At 60.0% G+C, this 16,289-nt stretch carries 11 protein-coding genes and 1 riboswitch; of the genes, 5 read left to right on the forward strand and 6 right to left on the reverse strand.

The genetic code is table 11. The features are described 5' to 3' along the window. The first annotated feature begins 48 nt into the window (after positions 1 to 48). A complete protein-coding gene (msrB, locus tag Q0Y21_RS16435; protein WP_297797781.1) occupies positions 49 to 1,224 on the forward strand; it encodes a peptide-methionine (R)-S-oxide reductase MsrB in 1,176 nt (391 codons plus the stop codon). Here the strand turns inward: msrB and Q0Y21_RS16440 are convergent. The 4 genes from Q0Y21_RS16440 to Q0Y21_RS16455 form a co-directional block, all read right to left on the reverse strand. After that, positions 1,213 to 1,938 (reverse strand): 3'-5' exonuclease, encoded by a 726-nt coding sequence (locus Q0Y21_RS16440; RefSeq protein ID WP_297797783.1) that lies wholly within the window; start codon positions 1,936 to 1,938, stop codon positions 1,213 to 1,215. The genes msrB and Q0Y21_RS16440 overlap by 12 nt on opposite strands. After that, a complete protein-coding gene (locus Q0Y21_RS16445; RefSeq protein ID WP_297797785.1) occupies positions 1,928 to 3,805 on the reverse strand; it encodes a putative nucleotidyltransferase substrate binding domain-containing protein in 1,878 nt (625 codons plus the stop codon). The genes Q0Y21_RS16440 and Q0Y21_RS16445 overlap by 11 nt, the downstream gene beginning before the upstream one ends. Positions 3,806 to 3,928: 123 nt before the next feature. Then, complete coding sequence (locus Q0Y21_RS16450) at positions 3,929 to 6,961, reverse strand: parallel beta-helix domain-containing protein (protein WP_297797787.1); 3,033 nt, start codon at positions 6,959 to 6,961, stop codon at positions 3,929 to 3,931. Between the two features lie 16 nt (positions 6,962 to 6,977). Continuing rightward, complete coding sequence (locus Q0Y21_RS16455; protein WP_297797789.1) at positions 6,978 to 9,428, reverse strand: membrane dipeptidase; 2,451 nt, start codon at positions 9,426 to 9,428, stop codon at positions 6,978 to 6,980. Positions 9,429 to 9,646: 218 nt separating this feature from the next. Here Q0Y21_RS16455 and cobU point away from each other — a divergent pair, with 218 nt between their 5' ends. Beyond that, positions 9,647 to 10,171, forward strand: a complete 525-nt coding sequence (gene cobU / locus Q0Y21_RS16460) for a bifunctional adenosylcobinamide kinase/adenosylcobinamide-phosphate guanylyltransferase (protein ID WP_297797791.1) — start codon at positions 9,647 to 9,649, stop codon at positions 10,169 to 10,171. A 6-nt stretch (positions 10,172 to 10,177) separates the two neighbouring features. Here cobU and cobC read toward each other — a convergent pair whose 3' ends face one another. Next, complete coding sequence (gene cobC / locus Q0Y21_RS16465) at positions 10,178 to 10,786, reverse strand: alpha-ribazole phosphatase family protein (RefSeq protein WP_366517695.1); 609 nt, start codon at positions 10,784 to 10,786, stop codon at positions 10,178 to 10,180. A gap of 6 nt (positions 10,787 to 10,792) precedes the next feature. Further along, positions 10,793 to 11,857, reverse strand: coding sequence for a nicotinate-nucleotide--dimethylbenzimidazole phosphoribosyltransferase (gene cobT / locus Q0Y21_RS16470; protein WP_297797794.1), 1,065 nt, complete (start codon positions 11,855 to 11,857; stop codon positions 10,793 to 10,795). Between the two features lie 276 nt (positions 11,858 to 12,133). Between cobT and cbiB the strand changes: the two genes are divergently transcribed. The 3 genes from cbiB to Q0Y21_RS16485 all read left to right on the forward strand — a co-directional run bounded on the left by cbiB (position 12,134) and on the right by Q0Y21_RS16485 (position 16,275). Beyond that, positions 12,134 to 13,075 (forward strand): adenosylcobinamide-phosphate synthase CbiB, encoded by a 942-nt coding sequence (gene cbiB / locus Q0Y21_RS16475; RefSeq protein ID WP_297797839.1) that lies wholly within the window; start codon positions 12,134 to 12,136, stop codon positions 13,073 to 13,075. Beyond that, complete coding sequence (cobD, locus tag Q0Y21_RS16480) at positions 13,072 to 14,097, forward strand: threonine-phosphate decarboxylase CobD (RefSeq protein WP_297797796.1); 1,026 nt, start codon at positions 13,072 to 13,074, stop codon at positions 14,095 to 14,097. The genes cbiB and cobD overlap by 4 nt, the downstream gene beginning before the upstream one ends. Positions 14,098 to 14,108: 11 nt before the next feature. Continuing rightward, a riboswitch (cobalamin riboswitch) is annotated at positions 14,109 to 14,322 on the forward strand. A gap of 150 nt (positions 14,323 to 14,472) precedes the next feature. Next, a complete protein-coding gene (locus Q0Y21_RS16485; protein ID WP_297797797.1) occupies positions 14,473 to 16,275 on the forward strand; it encodes a TonB-dependent receptor in 1,803 nt (600 codons plus the stop codon). Positions 16,276 to 16,289 lie beyond the last annotated feature (14 nt).

The raw sequence follows: 16,289 nt of genomic DNA on the forward strand, positions 1-16,289 counted from the left end.
ATTCCGTGCAGACTGGTCACAGTAATCAAAGGGCAAGAGGTTAAAGTTATGAAACGGTATCTGTTACTGATGTCCATGGCGGTGGCCATAGCGCTGACCGGTTTCCAGGTGGGTGCTTCCAGCGATTCGGACTCAAAATACGCACCCGACGATCCTGACCTGGCGATAGCGACTTTCGCCGGCGGGTGTTTCTGGTGTGTGGAAGCAATGTATGAGGAAAAAGTACCGGGGGTCGTCGAGGCGGTATCCGGGTACAGCGGTGGCGATGAGAAGGATCCCACCTATAAGCAGGTTTCTGGCGGCAGTACCGGCCACACCGAGGCTGTCCAGGTCTATTATGACCCGGAGGTCATCACCTACGAAGGCCTGCTCCAGGCTTTGTGGCGCACTGCAAACCCGACCGACGCGAAAGGCCAGTATGTGGATCGGGGCAGCCAGTATCGGCCCGCGATTTTTTATCACAATGAAGAGCAGAAGCGTGCGGCCGAAGCCTCGGTGAGGGCGCTGAAAGAGTCCGGCCGTTACGACGACCCGGTGGTGATTGAAATCGTACCCTTCAAGTCTTTCTACGACGCCGAGGAATACCACCAGGATTATTACAAGAAGAACCCGGTACGGTACAAGTTCTATACCTTTAATTCCGGCCGTTACCAGTTCATCGAGAAGGTCTGGGGTGAAGAGCAGGAAGTTGATTACTCTCAGTATCAGCCTGAAGAGGACACCATGAAGAACGATGCGCGAGATCTGCAGTCTTTTGTGAAGCCGGACGACAAAGAGCTCAAACGGATGCTGACCAAGGAGCAGTATTACGTGACTCAGGAAGATGGCACCGAGCGGGCGTACGCCAATGAATACTGGGATGAAAAACGCCCGGGATTGTATGTGGATGTGGTGTCCGGAGAACCGCTGTTCTCCTCCAGGGACAAGTACAAGTCCGGCACTGGGTGGCCCAGCTTTACCCGTCCGATTTCAGAAGATGCGGTCGTGGAAAAAGAGGACCGCTCCCTGTTCATGACCCGCGTTGAAATTCGCAGTGCCATTGCAGATTCACACCTCGGGCATGTATTTAATGATGGCCCGGCACCCACTGGTTTGCGCTACTGCATGAACTCGGCCGCCCTCCGCTTTATCCCGCTGGAGCAAATGGAGGAAGAGGGCTATGGCGAGTACATCAGCGACGTGAAACCGGCCAGCGATAACTCGATGGCGGCGTCACAGCCATAAGTCCTTGACTGCGGTGTCTGGATTGAAGTGATGATGAATCTGGGCCTGTAGTAACTCCGCCGTGGCAATGGCGTCAATCAGCGCATTGTGAGGCGGGTAGTGGGGCAGGCCGTAACGGGTCCGGCTATCGGCGAGGCGGATGGATACGGGCTTCATGCCCCTGAACTTTTGCCATCGGGTTGGCCGTCGGTTGGGATGAAGATGGCCCTCGATGGCCATGGTGTCGATGACCGGAAAACGGATGCCTTCGTTCAGTCGCCATTGCAGGGCTACGTTGAAAAATGGCCGTTCGATACTGCGGTAATGGACCACGGCAATCCTTCCGGCCATGGCCTCCAGTATCTCATCCAGTACGTCCCCCAAATCCGGCGCCTTGTCGATGTCCGTGTGTGTAATACCGTGAATGGTGATGGAGGCCTGCTCCAGCGGCAACTGGGGGCGGACAACCCAGTGGCGGCCCTTGCCGACCTGTATCCCGTCCAGGGAAAACGGCACCAGGCCAATACTGACTATGGAATGCCTATCGGGATCCAGCCCCGTGGTTTCAAAATCCAGTGCCACCAGGGGAACATCGGCCAGGGGCATGTCGGGCGCTACACAGCCGGCCTGGTAAAAGGCTTTGAGTCGTGAATCCTTGGCGTTTTCTGCGAGTTGGTCGAACAGTTCGGGCCAGGTCTCGCTGGTTTCTGAGATCGGCTCTTTGTTATCCGGCATGCCGACCCACCTGGCTGTGATACCGGAATTTCAGGAATTTCTGCGCGTTGCTGACGACCTGAAACGCGTCTTTCAGATGGCTGCGTTCAAACGGTGACAGGTCTTCCGGGCGAACATTGTTGTCCGGCTCCCGCCCGGCTTCGATGGCCAGTGCCTGGTGGCGGATGCGGACGATGGAAATGAATTCCAGGGCGTCCCTCAGGTTGCCCACACCGTCTTCCGGAATCAGCTTGGTTTCGGCTATGGCTTTGAGTCGGTTGAAGGAGTTCTGGGCGCGGGACCCGCAGGCCAGGGCATGCACCCGGATCAGGTCTGACAAAGGAGCGGTGCCCCGACGTTTCAGGTTGAAGGTCTTGTTTTGCTTGCCGTCTTCCTCCATCACAAAGGTACGGAAGAAACCCAGAGGGGGCGTGCGGTTCAGCGCGTTGCGGGCCAGCATGGCGAGGAAACGCTGGCTGTTGCTGGCCTTTTCCGCCACCAGGGTTTTTAGTTCTTCGGCGAATTCGGTGCGACCGTAAATACCGTCAAGATCAAAGAAGATATTGCTGTTCAGCAGGGCTTCCGCCTTGGGATTGTCGATCCAGTCGATAAAGTAGGACTTCCACACCTTCAGCGGCTGACGCCACTTCTCGTTGGTGGCCATGATGTCACCGGTGCAGTAGGTATAGCCACAGGCATCCAGCCCGTCGCTGACGAACTTCGCCAGCGCGAGGAAATAGGCGTCATGTTCTTTGGGATCAAAGCTGTCATCCAGGATCATGGCGTTGTCCTGGTCGGTCACCACCAGTTGTTCATCCCGTGCCATCGAGCCCAGGGCCATGAAACAGTAGGGGACCGGTGGCGGGCCCAGCTTCTCTTCGCCAAGCTCCAGCAGACGCTGGGTGAAACTGCGTCCAATGCCGGCCATGGCGCTGCCAATCATATGGGAGTTGGCGTCTTCATTGACCATGCGGACAAAGCTGTCACGGACATCGCGGCTGACCTTCTTCAGATCCTTGATGTTCTGCTGGTGATATATGTTGCTGACCAGGAACAGGCTGCTCTGGCTCTCATACTTGACGATGTCCGAGAGGGCGATGACACCCCGGACTTCATCGTCATCCATGACCGGAAGATGGTGCACATTGTTGTGAAGCATGGTGAGCATGGCTTCGAAGATAAAGCTTTGAGCGCGGGTGGTGATCAGGTTCCCGCTCATGATTTCGCTGATCGGCGTCTCCGAGGGTAACGCTTCGGTCACGGCGCGGGTGCGCAGGTCCCGGTCGGTGATGATGCCCTTGAGTTTGGGGCGGTCGTCTTCCTCGTCCATCAGCAGCAGTGCAGATACCCCCTGATCAGTCATGATGCGGGCGGCTTCCTGCAGACGCACAGTACAGGGTGCGGCCACCGGCTTTCGGGAGATCAGACGGGTGACCTTTGAGGTCATCAGTTCGTTTGACTTTTCCCGGCGGGAGAGGGCGGAACGGAGCCGGCTTCGGCCCTCAGTGTCCGCGAAATCGGCGAAGTTTTCGTCGTTGTCCCACAGGTACTTGAAAACAGTGTCAGGAATCCGGTAGATCAGACAATCTTCGATCGCTGTCGCAGGGAAGCGTACGGTGTTATGCATCAGCAATCCGAACTGGCCAAAGAACTCCCCTTCACTCATCCGGCTGTACAGTTCACCAGATCGGCGATAGACCTCGACCGCGCCGCTGCGCACATAGAACAGCCAGTTATTGCGTTGACCAAACTCCAGGATGGGCGTGCCGGCACGGAAATAGGAGATCTCAATGCTTGAGACCACCTTATCAAGCATCTCCTCCGCCATTTCGTCGAACGGCGCATGCTGGGCCAGATGGTTGCGGATATCGATAAGCTCTGCCTGCATGAAGTCTCCCTGAGCAGCGGTCGCGTTTGGCGTTCTCAGGAAGCAATATAGCAGTGAGGATGGGAGAGGGCCACGATAGCGGGGTGAGTACCGGGGCAGCCATTCCTGGCCGCCCCGGTGTACTCAGTTCAGAGACTGAAAGATACTGCCGTTGCCGCAGGCATCGCCATTGGCGTAGTCACTGTCCACCACGTTGTTGATCCAGTAATTGATCAGCTCAACGCCTTCCATGTGGGTGACACTGCGGGCAATGGGTGGCATGCGCCGCTGGGGATCGGTGCTGTCGGTGACCCGGCAGGAGACGATGGAACTGTCGGCGTCTCCCGGCACCACAATGTGCTGGCGACCGCAGGAACCGCCGCCGGTGGCGGTGGGCTTCTTGCAGATGCCGTAACCGGCGTCGACGTCACGGTAGTGGTCCAGGTAATAACCGGTGTTGGACGCGGCGCCACGGTCGTTATGGCAGTGCTGGCAGTTCACCTCCAGGTAGGCCCGCAGGCGCGCCTCCACATCGGCATCGGAACCGGCGGCTTCGCCACTGTCACCGGCCAGGTTCCAGTGGGGCAGGCGCTCGATGTTGGTGGCAATGCCACGACCATCGATCTGCAGGTCCGGTACATTGGTAAGAATGCCCTGATCCTGCCAGTACTTGAGCTGATTGACCCGGGGGAAGCCACCCTGACCGCTGGCACCCATGAACGCAGATTCCGGCGCATAGGCGCGGTTCAGGTTGCGGGGTTTCGGGCCGATGGGGGCGCTGCCGGATTCCACGTCATTGTTGCTGTGGCAGGTGATGCACTGGTTGGCGTTGGGGATGGCGTAGTTGTCCGTGCTGCCCGCCATCAGCTCGCCGGTGATCTGGTCCTGATAATGCCAGCTAACCGCACGGGTGCCGCCACCCATGGCCAGTTTTGCCACCGGTTGGCCTTCGCTGTCTTTCTCCCAGATATAAGCCGGACCATCCCAGAATGCCTTGCCACTCTCGCTGACCCGTTTGATCAGCAGGCGGGTTTCCACCAGTTCTTCCGTGCCCTTGCTCTCATCGGTAAAGGCAAAGGTCTTGGCGATCACCGTACCGGTAGGGAAGTGGATGGTGCCGTTGACGTTGCTGCCGCTCTGGCCATCCATGTAGACCGCTTTGGTGCCCGGTGGCACGAAGGCGACCCGGTATTTGGTGGCGTAGTCGGAGAACAGCTTGCTGTTGAGCACGAATGGCACACCACCATCATTCGGGGTGCTGCGGGGATCGTGGGGATCGGCAAACAGGTTGTACTGGTCCAGTGTCGGACAGTTCACATCCAGGGCATCCCGGTTGACGCTGCCGGGCTTGACGCGTTTGCTGCAGAGCCGGTTGATGTATTCCTCGCTGGGGGCCGGATCGATGGTACCACTGGGTTCGAACGGCGGGATTGTCACCCGGGGCAGCGGCGGTAGTAGCTTGCCAAAGCGGGCCTGGCAGTCGTGAACCGACTTGTCGGTGTCGGCCACAGCGCCGTCCAGGCCTTCGAGTACCGATTGCAGACCTTCCAGAGTGAGAATGCTGGGGTCCTGCTCGGCCGCGGCCAGCACCAGTTCCAGGCCCTGGGTGCCGTGGAAATTCATGTAGGCCTGACTATCCGCTGCCAGATCGTTATCGTGGAAGCATGAGCCCCATTGAGGCAGCTTGCGCTCGCCATTGGCGTTGAACTTGTAGGCGTTGTAGTGGCACGACGGGTTCGGGTGCTCATTGGTGTGGATCGGTTTGCCATTCTCGTCCGCCGGCACCGGATCACCGTTGGCATCCACCGGGTAGGGGCAGTCTGCATCCAGGTCATCCAGCAGACCGTCCCAGACGATGTGCGCGCCCTTGCCGGGATTGGTGACGTTCTTCAGACCGATCAGGGTGGGCAGTACCGTTTCCACCTGACCTTCCAGCAGCACCTTTTCATAGTTGGGCGGGGGCAGGTCGTACCCGGAGTTCTTCATCACGTTGTTGTGGATGTGAAGGCCTTCGGTGTACGGATCCAGTTTCTTGTCCGAGGTTTTGTCCTTGCCGTCGATCAGCTCGTAGCTGGTATAGATCACGGCGGCGGTGCTGTGGTCCTCGAAGGTGTTGTTGAAGACTTCAATGTTGTCGTAGCCCAGGGTGATGAAGCCAGTACCCCGGGGCACGGCGGACACCAGGCCACTGTGGGCAAAGTTGTAGGTGTTGTTGTTGCGGGCCGTGTTGTTGAGCATCACCGAGGTATCGCCGTACTGGGTGATGTTCTCCAGGTCGTAGATCAGGAAGCCGCCGGTGTTGCACTCGGCCAGGTTGCTGTCGTACTCCCCGCCCTGGACGTTCTCGATCTCGAAGCCCATGACGTTATAAACAGCACGGCTGTTGCGGATGATGGCGGTGTTGGTCTGGCCAACGTAAATGCCTGCATCGGACGCGCCCACGGATTCGGAGTTATCCACCAGGATGTTTTCCGACTCCACCGGGTAGATGCCGTAGCGTCCGCTGGCGGAGCTGGGGATGTAGTCCGGCGTGGGGTCGCCCTCGTTCAGTGGCGGATTGGTGCACTGCACGTGCAGCCGATCCGAATAGTTACTTGCGGTAATCGGTTCACCACCGCCGGACCAGATGGCCCGCACGTTGAGCAGCGTACCCCATTTCACCCCCTTGAGTTTGAAAGCGTCCCCCGGTGAGTCGGCGATGGTCAGGTCCTGCACCGTAATTCCGCGCACGTTCAGCGCTTCCAGGCCGGTGACGTTATCGCTGTCGCGGAAGGAGAGCACTGTGCTGTCCTTGCCACACCCCTTGATCAGGACGTCTTCGGTGGCCTGAATCAGCAGGCCGTGGTTCAGTTCGATGAAGCCACAACCGAATTCCAGGGTGTCTCCCGGGCGCAGTTGGATCATTGCGCTGATCATGTCGTGGGTGGCATCGGGCCCGGGCTCCACGAGGAAGGTGCGACCGTCGCTGAAACGGTCGATCGGATTGCCGGGGTTATTGGGCTTGTTGCTGGTGTCGCCGGCCACATCGCTGTTATTCCCGGCGCTGTCGTTGGTTGCCGACGTATCCGATGAGCTGTTGCCACCGAGGCAGCCGGAGAGCAGAACGGTGGCCGTCAGCACGGGGATAAGCCCCGCCTGACAGCGTTTTACGTTGTTTAAGAGTGTCTTGGCGTTCATGACGTTGTCCTTGTTTTTATAGTGGTGCGCTTTCAATCCGTTCCCACATCCGCAGGTAGGCTTCGGCGGAGGTGAAAAGCTGATTGATGGCATCGTCAATCTGTTCAGGATCGGCATCGCTGTTGCGGATCATGTCTTCGATCTGGTCCGGGTACAGGCCGTAATGGGCGACACCGCGGCCGTCGTAAAGGCTGAATTCCCGGTCGCCGGTGCGCTGCACATCGAAGCGGACCCGACCGTCAATGGAGGTGAACGGGTAGAGGCCTTCTTCGTCCTCAGCAGTGCCGGGATTGGACGCCAGCTGTGCAATGCCGTTGACGTCCGAGGCGAAGCCGGCGCCGCCGAAGGGGCCCACCTTGAGGTCTTCGCGACGCGGGCGGTTGCCATCCCGGATCAGTTTGCGCACCCAGTCTTCACGGGTGCCGCCGAAGGACGCGGTAATGCCGCCCTGGGCCGCGATACGATCCCGCAGGGCTTCGGTGCCGCCCCAGCCGCCATGGCTGTTGATCACCGGGTAATCCAGTGGCCGGGTAATCTCCAGAATTCGGGCGGCGGCCTTGCGGCTGATGTGGTCGGTTTCGATCATCATCTTGCGTCGCACCAGCTCCTGGATCAGGAAGTCCCCCAGATCGCTCAGGCCGCGACGGTTACAGAGCTGGTCGGTGCCCCGGCGGGGGTCGAGTGCCGCCATTTCCTCCGGGGTCTCCGGGAAACGCTCCCCGAGGTAGTCCATCTGGTACAGCAACTGATCGAACAGGCCAAAAGGCTGCAGGTCGGCGTTCTGGTCTGGTTCACCCCCGGTGTATTCAACGCTTTCGGGGCATTCCTCGAACTCCACCGGGTGGCCGGTTTCCAGCAGGTTGCCGCCATAGAGAATGGGGCCGATGCCAATGCCGGTAGACAGGTCTGGCAGGTGGCCGCCAAAGGCGTTGTCGAACTTGTGAACCGGGAAGATGTTGCGAACCCCGAGCTGGTAGAACTGATCCAGCCGTTCCACGATCTCTTCCCGGGTGCATTCCGCCACCCCCAGGAACTCACCGCACTTGAAGACCTTGGACATCTCAATGCCCAGCACCACGGCAAGCTTGCCATCATCGATCACCTCGCGGGCCTGGGCCGGGCTGGTGACGATCTGGAACCAGCCTTCCCCCGGGCCGCCGTGCTGGGCATCAATGTAGTCCTGCATCTCGTACATGCGCTGGATCTGCAGCAGGATGGATTCCATGGGGTCGCAGTCGTTCTCTTTCTGCGGGTTGATGCGGCAGAGGATTTCGTTGTGCACCAGATGATTGACCAGGATTTTCATCCCCGCCAGGTGCGCCCGTTCCATCCAGCGGTAGTAACTCTGGTGATGCTGCAGGGAGTTGTAGCGGGGCCAGTCATTGAACGTGGGCCAGCCCTGGGTGTCGTGGGTGCCGATACCGCTGGTGGCCAGCTCGACAAAGCCGGTAGCGCCCCAGGGGCCGTGGACGGCCTCGCAGTCATGGAGTGCGTGGGTCACACCAAAGCGGTGGAAGGGGGCGCCGTAATTGACCCGGCCTCCGATGAACTCGTAGGCGGAGATATGGGAGTGGGCGTCGACAAAGCCGAAGACGTCGTCTTTATCGATGCCTTTCACGTTGCGGAAACGGTCCACCTCTTTCAGATAGGTGGCCGGGCCTTTCGAGTCGACGACCTCCGCATTCAGTTCCGCTTCCGGATAGTGGTCACAGCCCTCGGCCTCACGCAGGGCAAAGGCGCCGGATTCGTCAATGACAGAGGGCGACACAAGAGCCAGGCCATCGTCCGTGGCGGCCAGCATCAGGCCAGTGACGTCAGAAGCCAGGGTATAGCGCTGTTCATTGCCCTGGCGTTGCAGTTGCCATACCGCCAGATCACTGGGTGAACTCACCATGGCAAGCGAGGGACTGACGGTGGTGTCACCCAACTGATCACCGGTGAACTCAATACTCTCACCGATCGAACGCAGCGCATCTCCCAGCGGAGCCACTGGGTCCAGAATCAGGTTGGTGGTATCCCCGAGGCCGGCAACCAGGTAGGAGATCTCGCCAATGAAATTACCGGCGTCATCCAGGAATTCGCCGGCGGGGTCGCTGATGCCAAGCAGCTCAAACAGACCAACTTCCCCGGTGTTGCGTTGATAACCCGACATCATCAGGTAGGCCCCGAGACGGGTGGGGCGCATCCGGAATGCAGTGGCCTGACCGGCATCGCGGGTCGTGGAGTATTGGCCCGATTGCGGGTCGGCGCTCAGATAATTGCCTTCGGCTTCCAGGGTGTAACAGCCATTGGCGAAGCTGAAACGGTCAATCGCGGCCGGTTCCCTGAAGGTCTGTGTGTCCGAGGAAATGACAGGATCGTTGGGGGGTGTTGATGGTCCCTGTTGCGGGCTGCCTTCGTTGCCTTCTTCGGAGCCGCCGCACCCGGTGATCAGCAACGCACCAGCCAATGCCCACGCTGTTCGCATGGGTCGTTTCTTATACTTCATGTGAACCTCTCGTTCGTCGTCATTACCGGCTTGCCCGGCAATTCGTTTTTTTATTGTTGAGGCATTTCGATTATTGTTGTGATTGCCCGGAAAGACCCTGCTCCGGGGTAACGTGACAGTTTGTAGCATATTAGATAAATGTGATCTGCATCACATTGGGCCATTTTTGATCACCGATTGATCCCGAAGGAGCATTCATGGGTGTATCGCGAACTCTCGTTATGGGGGGTATCCGCTCAGGGAAAACGGCATTGGCAGAACAGCTGGCCACTGAATCCGGTGGTGCGGTGGTCTACGTAGCCACGGCCACGGTGGGGGATGAGGAAATGGCACAGCGGGTAAAACGGCATGTCGATAGCCGGCCGGATCACTGGGGATTAGCGGAGGCACCGCTCCGGCTTGCCAGTGTCCTGGAAACCTATAGAGACGAGACCTCGCCGCCGTTCCTGTTGGTCGATTGCATGAGCCTGTGGATCAGTAACCTTTTGTTTGCCGGGGAGGAGACCTTCGCTCATGAACGTGAGGCGTTTCTGGCGGCGTTGCGAAGCTATCCTGGCAGTGTCGCCGTTGTCAGCAACGAAGTAGGTCTGGGTACCATTGGCATGGACCCGCTGACCCGTCGGTTCTGCGATGAGCTCGGCTGGTTGAATCAGGACATCGCGGCCACCTGTGACCGGGTGGTGATGAGTGTTGCGGGGTTGCCGCTTTGGCTCAAGGAGTGAGGGCGCTCAGGCGCCATGACTCAGCAAGGAGCTGAAAACACCGTGCTCGGACTGGTCAATGCGCAGCCGGCTGCGACAGGCATAGGGAACCGCCATGGCTGAGAAACTCCGGTTCAGCGGAATGCCCATCACCTCGGCCAGTATCATGCGGATCACGCCACCGTGGCATACCACCAGAACGCGCTGCCCCGCGGCTTCACGACACCAGTGATGCCAGCCGTCCCGCACCCTGGCGTGAAACTCACTCATACTTTCACCGCCGGGTGGTGGATGGGCGACAGGGTCGTTCCAGAACCGGGTCAGTGCCTCCGGGGCGTCAGCCAGAATGGCGTCGGCTGTCATACCCTCCCAGTCACCGAAACTGATTTCCCGCAAGCGTTCGTCATGCTCCAGCGGAAGCTGCCGGTCGGTTGCAAGCTGTTCGGCAAACCGTCGGCAGCGCAGCAACGGCGAGGTAACCACCAGATCCCACTCATCTTTATTGGAAATGGCGGCCTGCATCTGCTGCCATCCCAAAGCACTGAGCGGGTCATCCTGGCTGCCCCGGAACATCGGGCCACCGGCGGGTTCGCCGTGGCGGATCAGATCAATGGTTGTGGTGCTGTTATTCATCATGGTCCTTCAGGACGTAGTGTCCTTATTGCTGACACCGGCATCGGTAAAACTGGCCATGTTGTTGTGCAGGGCACAGGCCGCTCGCAGCAGGGGAACCGCCACCGCCGCGCCGCTGCCTTCGCCCAGTCGCATACCGAGATCCAGCAGGGGCTTTGCGTCCAGAGCCTCCAGCACCCTGGCATGCCCGGGCTCCGCCGAACGGTGGGCGAACAGCAGCCAATCCCGCAGCGCTGGTTGTTGGTGCACGCCTAACAGCGCGGCGACCGAGACGATATAACCATCCACCAGCACCGGAATACCCCGCGCTGCACAGCCCAGGATTGCACCGGTCAGCGCGGCAATTTCAAAGCCGCCAAGAGAAGCCAGGACCGTCAAAGGATCGGTGCTGTCACCGTGTCGTTCCAGTGCCCTTGCCACCACCTGACTTTTACGGGAAATCCCTGCTTTGTCCAGCCCCGTGCCGGGACCGACCAGCTGCTCCGGTGACTGATTTAGCAATGCACAGGCCAGGGCCGCAGCACTGGTGGTGTTGCCAATACCCATGTCGCCGCCGATAAATAACCGACATCCGGCGTCAGCAGCACGTTCTGCCGCCGCGTCGCCACTGGCAAGCGCTGCGCACACCTGGTCTTCGGTCATCGCGTTGTTCACTGCCAGATTGGCCGTCGCCGGTGCGATTTGTTCATCACGAACGCCGGGTAACACCGTTACCTCGCCGACAGTGCCCAGGTTCACCACCTCCAGCGACGCATTCAGCTGTTTTGCCAGCACGCTGATGGCCGCGCCACCTGTAGCGAAGTTGGCGATCATCTGTGCCGTTACTTCCTGTGGAAACGCGGATACGCCTTCTTCGCATACACCGTGGTCGCCGGCGAACACGGTGATCCGCACCGGGTCCACCCTTGGCTGTTCGCACTTTTCTAAACCAGCCAGCTGGATGGCCAGTTGTTCCAGTTGTCCCAGAGAACCCGGTGGTTTAGTCAGAACCTGCTGGCGTTCTGTAGCTTGTCGGGCAATGAGTACATCTGGTTTTGGCGGTTGTTGTGTCCAACTTCTGGGCAGGTAAGGCATGAATGAGTCCTGGCCGGGGAAAACAACAAATGGTCTACCCGGTCCGAAAAGGTGTCAAGGCCGACGGTGACTCGGTTAAACTCCTGCCTGATCACGAACGCCCATAGTCCGGGGAATTGGTTGGGTAGGGCTCTCCAAAACCCTGCGGAGCCATGGATGGCGGAGCGGAGCGTACATGGATGTATTCACAGCGTGTTTTGGAGAGCCCTACCCAACCAATTCCTGGCTCCCAAGTTTTGTCTGCTTAAGAGAGATGCTGCCGATTTGAACGCCTTTATGTTCCCCGTGATTGTTTGCCTTCTTGCTGTGCTACTGGATCGCTGGCTCGGTGAACCACGCCGTTGGCATCCGCTGGTGGGGTTCGGGCGTCTGGCTGCGTTAGTTGAACGGCGGTTGAATCGGTCGCCGGAGCACACGGGCCGGTCAATATTCTTGGGGCTGTTGGGTGTATTAATCGTCGTGTTGCCTGTGCTGGTGGTCGCCGAGTCGTTGCGATGGGCGCTGGATGGCTGGACATACCTGCTACTGCAAGCTGTGGTGTTGTATTTTGCTCTGTCGATCAGGGGGCTGACAGAACACGGCCGGGCAGTGTCGGATGCGTTGCATAGCGGCGATCTTGAGCAAGCACGGGAGCAGGTAGGCCGGATTGTGAGCCGCAAGGCCAGTGAGCTGGACGAACAGGGTGTGGCATCGGCGGCAAGCGAGTCGATGCTGGAAAATGGGGCGGATGCGGTGTTTGCCAGTTTGTTCTGGTTTCTGGTGGCGGGGATTCCCGGTGTGTTGCTGCATCGGATGGTGAACACGCTGGATGCCATGTGGGGCTATCGCAATGAACGTTATCTGTATTTCGGGCGGGTGGCCGCCCGGCTGGACGATGTCATGAATTGGGTACCTGCCCGGCTGACCGCGCTGACTTATGCCTTGCTTGGCAACACCCGCCTGGCCTGGCGTTGCTGGCGGACCCAGGCGCCGGATTGGGACAGCCCGAATGCCGGGCCGGTGATGGCGGCCGGGGCCGGGGCTCTAGAGGTATCTCTTGGTGGTCCGTCGCCCTATGCTTCAGGCCTAAAGCAAAGACCGGTTCTGGGGCACGGACCAACGGCCAGCGCGGACACGGTGGATGGTGCGCTCCGTCTGGTATGGATGGGTGTCTGGCTGTGGCTCGGTGTACTCGCTCTGTTGGCTGTAGCAGGACTTCTTTCGGGGGCAGGGACATGACTGCACCAGAACACGGGGGACGACTCAACGCAGCGGCAAAACGCTGGGCCATTCCGCGCGACCGGTGGCTTGATTTGTCCACCGGTATTAATCCCCACGGCTGGCCGGTGCCGGATCTGCCGCCGGAAGTCTGGCAGCGGTTACCGGAGCCGGATGATGGCCTCGAAGCCCTGGTGCGGCAGTGGGCGGACGCTCCGGCTGACGCCGCCTGTGTGCCGGTGGCTGGCAGCCAGGAGGCAATCATGGCGTTGCCCCAGATGCGGGCCTCGTGCCGTGTGGGCGTTCCCCGTCCCGGCTACCGGGAGCACGGTCACAGCTGGTCCTGCGCCGGGCATCACGTGGTCGGCCTGGATTGGGCACGGGTGACTGGTGAGGATGAATCCTGGCTGGACGATCTGGATGTGCTGGTCTGGATCAACCCTAACAATCCCACTGGAGAGACCATCGAACCAGAGCGCCTGTTGCGCTGGCATCAGCGGCTACAGCACCGGGGTGGCTGGCTGATTGTCGATGAGGCGTTCGTGGACGGATGCCCCGAGCTGAGTCTGGGGTTCGCCACCGGGCGGGAGGGTCTGGTGGTGTTGCGATCTGTCGGTAAGTTCTTTGGTCTTGCGGGCGTGCGGGCAGGCGCGGTGCTGACCGCGCCAGAACTGGCTGAACGCCTGCGGAAAATGATTGGTCCCTGGACGGTCAGTGGACCCGCCCGTTACGTGATGGGGCTGGCGCTGGCAGATGAACATTGGCAAGTCGCCACGACCGAGCGGTTGTTGGCGGGCAGTCAACGGCTGGGACGGTTGCTGGCTGCTCACGGCCTGGACGGTTCCGGGGGAACCCTGCCGTTTCGCTACGTTCAGCATCCACGCTCGGCAGAACTCGCCGACGCACTGGCCAGGCAGGGCATTCTTGTTCGCCAGTTTGATCAGCCGCCGGCCCTGCGGTTTGGATTACCTGGATCCGAAGCAGAGTGGGAACGGCTGTCGCAGGCGCTGGAGGCTTGCCGAATGTCATTGACCAATCGTTAACCGATTGCTAGCCTTGCCGCACTTTTTCAGGTGCCCCGTGCAAAGCGACACAGGGGTGAAACGGGAAGCCGGTCAGATTCCGGCGCTGCCCCCGCAACGGTAATTGAGTCAACGGTGATCGAATGCGCCACTGTGCCCCTGAGGGTATGGGAAGGCGATCACCCGGGTTTGCCCAAGGCAGACCGCTCATAAGCCCGGAGACCGGCCTGAAATTGCCAGACGTTGCGGTGGGCGACAGTATGGCAGGTGCCGGCTACTCCGACCTGACCTGGATGCTTCCCGAACACCTGCTTCTTCTCCCGTTACCCGATTGCCTGCCCCAACGTCATTACCTAATCCATTCGTGCGGGCGAGCACGAGTATGAGGACGTTGAGATGAAGTACGCACTACCGACCGTAACCCTGTCTGCGGCAACCCTGTTGATCACTACCCAGCCCGCCCTGGGCGAGGAAGTCTCCGAATCCACACTGAACCCGATCGTGGTCACCGCGACCCTGGGCCCGAAAACCCGGGGCGAAAGCGATTCCTCTGTTACGATCATTGATGAAGAGACCATCGAACGCCTGCAGCCTCAGACTTTCGAGGAGCTGCTGGTAGGACAGCCGGGCCTGGATATCACCAGCAACGGCGCGTTCGGCAAGAACATCAGCGTTTACACCCGGGGTACCGGGAGCGAATCCACCGTATTTCTGGTGGATGGTGTGCGTCTGCGCTCGGCCACCAGCGGCAGTGCCGCGTGGCAGTATTTCCCGCCGCAGATGATTGAGCGCGTGGAAATTGTGCGGGGTTCCCGCAGTAACCTGTATGGTGCCGATGCCGTTGGCGGCGTTATCCAGGCCTTTACCCACAGCGCGCCGACGGGCAATGAGGGCTGGGTTCAGGCTGGTGGCGGCAACTTCAACACGCAGGAGTATATCGCCGGAGCCGCCGGTACCGAAGGCCGCATGAAATACAGTCTGAGCGCCAGCCATCTGGAAACCGACGGCACCGCCATCGTGGAAGGCGGCGAAGACAAGGGCTTTCGTAACACCTCCGCCCTCGCATCCGTAGCCCACCAGTTTGACTCCGGCGGCGAGGCGGGCATTGTCCTCATGCGCGCCCAGGGCAATACCGAATTCGAGGGCGGTGACACCGACTTCGCCATCCAGACCCTCGGTTTCCGTCTGGACACACCGATCAGCGACTACTGGCGCAGCCGCATCCTGTTGGCGGAATCCCTCGACGAATCGGACAACCGCGATACCTTTGGCGACAGCACCTTCGACACCAAGACCCGCAGCGCCCGCTGGGAGAACCAGATCAGCATTGGTCGTCATGAGTACATCGTGGGGGGCGAACTGCTGGTGGATGAAGTTGACAGCACCACGGAATACGACGAATCGAGCCGCACCAACGCTGCCGTTTTTGGCCAGGCCCTGCTGAATTTCGGTCCGACCGATTTTCAATTGAGCCTGCGGGCAGACGACAACGAGGCCTTTGGTCGCGAGGAAACCGGAGCCGTGGCCATGGGCGTTGACCTGGACCGGAACCATCGGGCCCGGGCGAGCTACAGCACGTCCTTCCGCGCACCCACCTTCAACGACCTCTACTTCCCCGGCTTTGGCAATGCGGACCTGCAACCGGAAACCGCTGGCAGCGTGGAGTTGGGTATTGGCGGGCAGTACCACAACTGGTTCTGGGACGCCGCCATTTATCAGACCGACGCTGATGACCTGATTGTGTTCACCATGAAGGACGGACGTTTTGCCCCGTTCAATGTGAACGAGGCGCGTATCCGGGGTGCCGAGCTCAGCGCTGGCCTGGAGCTGGACGCGTGGACCGTGCAGGCGTCCGCCTCGGTCACTGACCCTCGGGACGAGGAGACCGACAACCGCATTCGTCGCCGCAGCGCCAAGCAGTTCCGGGTGGATGTGGACCGGGCCTTTGGCCAGGTTTCCCTGGGCACCACCGTGAAGGGCCAGGGCTATCGCTACGACGATGCAGAAAACGAGAACCGGATTGCTGGCTTCACCACCTGGGATTTGCGGGCGAAGTGGCAGATCGACAGCCATTGGACCACCAACCTGACGGTGGACAACGTTCTGGACCGGGAATACGCCACGGCATTGCGCTTCGATGGAAGTGAGTACATTGCCGCCGGTCGCACCGCGATGTTGACCCTACGCTACGACATCTGATTGATTGCGGGGAG

Origin of the sequence: uncultured Marinobacter sp., assembly GCF_947259545.1 — a bacterium.
GTDB lineage: Bacteria > Pseudomonadota > Gammaproteobacteria > Pseudomonadales > Oleiphilaceae > Marinobacter.

What these genes read in the sequence shown, in the direction of transcription:
- msrB (WP_297797781.1), top strand. Translation starts at nt 49, where the DNA reads ATGAAACGGTATCTGTTACTGATGTCCATGGCGGTGGCCATAGCGCTG.
- Q0Y21_RS16440 (WP_297797783.1), bottom strand. Translation starts at nt 1,938, where the DNA reads ATGCCGGATAACAAAGAGCCGATCTCAGAAACCAGCGAGACCTGGCCC.
- Q0Y21_RS16445 (WP_297797785.1), bottom strand. Translation starts at nt 3,805, where the DNA reads ATGCAGGCAGAGCTTATCGATATCCGCAACCATCTGGCCCAGCATGCG.
- Q0Y21_RS16450 (WP_297797787.1), bottom strand. Translation starts at nt 6,961, where the DNA reads ATGAACGCCAAGACACTCTTAAACAACGTAAAACGCTGTCAGGCGGGG.
- Q0Y21_RS16455 (WP_297797789.1), bottom strand. Translation starts at nt 9,428, where the DNA reads ATGCGAACAGCGTGGGCATTGGCTGGTGCGTTGCTGATCACCGGGTGC.
- cobU (WP_297797791.1), top strand. Translation starts at nt 9,647, where the DNA reads ATGGGTGTATCGCGAACTCTCGTTATGGGGGGTATCCGCTCAGGGAAA.
- cobC (WP_366517695.1), bottom strand. Translation starts at nt 10,786, where the DNA reads ATGATGAATAACAGCACCACAACCATTGATCTGATCCGCCACGGCGAA.
- cobT (WP_297797794.1), bottom strand. Translation starts at nt 11,857, where the DNA reads ATGCCTTACCTGCCCAGAAGTTGGACACAACAACCGCCAAAACCAGAT.
- cbiB (WP_297797839.1), top strand. Translation starts at nt 12,134, where the DNA reads ATGTTCCCCGTGATTGTTTGCCTTCTTGCTGTGCTACTGGATCGCTGG.
- cobD (WP_297797796.1), top strand. Translation starts at nt 13,072, where the DNA reads ATGACTGCACCAGAACACGGGGGACGACTCAACGCAGCGGCAAAACGC.
- Q0Y21_RS16485 (WP_297797797.1), top strand. Translation starts at nt 14,473, where the DNA reads ATGAAGTACGCACTACCGACCGTAACCCTGTCTGCGGCAACCCTGTTG.